The organism is Chitinophaga sp., assembly GCF_035564935.1.
Taxonomy (GTDB): domain Bacteria; phylum Bacteroidota; class Bacteroidia; order Chitinophagales; family Chitinophagaceae; genus Chitinophaga.
Genome location: NZ_DATMTE010000350.1, coordinates 1 through 1,741, shown reverse-complemented (window position 1 = coordinate 1,741; position 1,741 = coordinate 1). Strand labels below are relative to the sequence as shown.

At 50.0% G+C, this 1,741-nt stretch carries 2 protein-coding genes; both read right to left on the bottom strand.

Features of this window, described 5'->3' with window-relative positions; genetic code table 11:
- Positions 1–96: 96 nt before the first annotated feature.
- A complete protein-coding gene (locus VN105_RS09190) occupies positions 97–1,281 on the bottom strand; it encodes a FecR family protein (RefSeq protein ID WP_325640085.1) in 1,185 nt (394 codons plus the stop codon).
- Between the two features lie 90 nt (positions 1,282–1,371).
- On the bottom strand, positions 1,372–1,741 hold a 370-nt coding region (locus VN105_RS09185), incomplete at its 5' end, for an RNA polymerase sigma factor (RefSeq protein WP_325640083.1).

The window sequence follows — 1,741 nt, the reverse complement described above, 5'->3', positions numbered from 1 at the left end:
GTGCTTCCGGTTTTTTTGCAACCGGCAGTGGAATTAGTTACGTCTTCATAACCTGATAAAATTTAAAATGATCAATTCATAAGTGGGCAAAATAGCTTACTGCTGCGGGTTGTATGGTGTTACCACTACCCGGTTGTCGTTAATATCAAAGTGAACCAGTTTTGTTGCCGATAGAATCTTTAATAAAGAAGCTGCATTTTCCCTCCGGGAAATGAGCCCTGTTAATCGTATATCCGACAGGTCGCCCTCATAGGCCACCTCTATATTATACCACCTGGCCATCTGGCGCATGATAGTTTGTATACTGGTATTACGGAACCTGAATTTGCCATCTTTCCAGGCCAATGCCTGCTCCAGGTCTGCTTTTTCAATGGTGAAGGCGTCGTTGCCGGCACTCAGGCTGCCACCAAATCCGGGTTGCAGCACGCTTTTGTTGCTGCCATGCACCAGCTGAACAGCGCCGGTTTCAAGGGTGGTGGTAATGGCCTGTTCATCGGTATAAGCCATAATATTGAAACTGGTGCCCAGCACATTTACTTCCATGCCGGGATTGCTTTTTACTTTTACTTTAAAAGGCTGTTGGGCATTGGCCGCCACCTGGAAATAACCTTCCCCGGAAATCTCCACTAACCTTTCCTTCCCGGTAAACGCAGTAGGGAAGCGGATGCTGCTGGCCGCATTCAGCCAAACCTGTGTGCCATCCGCCAGCGTAAGCTGGTACTGACCGCCACGGGGCGTTACTACGGTGTTATATACAATGTCCCTGGCAGTGCCATCTGCTTTATAGGCCAGGCCCCGGGCAGAATTGGTGATGCTGCTGTTGCCTTGCCTGGCCAGGGCGCCGGTGTTGGCGCTGTCCAGCGGAATAGTGCTGCCATCCGCCAGTACCAGTACGGCAGTGTTGGTGCCCGGCGCCAGTGGATTGGATTTGTGAGCGGCTACTATTACCGGCTGTTGCTGACGGTTCATATAAAGAGCGCCGGTAAGCAGGGTAGCTCCCAGTAAGGTGGCTGCCGCTGCATACCATACTATCCGGCGTGTTTTGCCGCTGGTTTCCGTGGAGGGCGTTTGCAGGATCTGCTGTAAAACGGCTTCACCATCTTCCGTAGTCCAGCCGCTTCGCGGTGTTTCGCCGTTGTACAGGGCCGACAGGATATCTGCTTTGATCTCCGGCTCATAATCGTTGCCGGCAACCATTTCTTTTAAGCGCAGCAGTTCTTCCTGGCTGATCCGGCCACTCTTATATTTATCAAGTAATAACTGTACTTCCGTCATGGACATTATCAGCGTTTTGGAAGGTGATTTGGGGTAAAGACGAGCAACCGGCAAAAAAGGAGAATCCGGGACAAAATTTTTTTTTCGGGGAGATGATTATTTCCGGAGAAGCAATAAAAACAGTAAGAAGGGAACAATATCATTTTGCAGCCGGGCCCTTACAAAAGCCCGTACAGCGTGCATAGCAAGGCTCATTTGCTTCTTAACGGTATGTACCGAAATATTCAGCTGTTGGGAAATTTCCTCATTGCTCCAGCCCTGTTTGCGGGCCAGGTACACTTTTTTCCGTTCCGGGGGAAGGCCGGACACTGCTTTGTCCAGTATAGCATCATATTCCCGCTGCAACAGCAGGTGATCAGTGTCATTTTGCGCCTCCGGCTGGTTTTTGAGAAGCAGATCATGGGCTTTCAGCCGCACCAGCTGTTTTTTGAAACTATCGTAAATATGATTCCGGGTGAGGATAAAC

Coding starts and splice junctions, on each gene's coding strand:
- VN105_RS09190 (WP_325640085.1), bottom strand. CDS start 1,281: ATGTCCATGACGGAAGTACAGTTATTACTTGATAAATATAAGAGTGGC.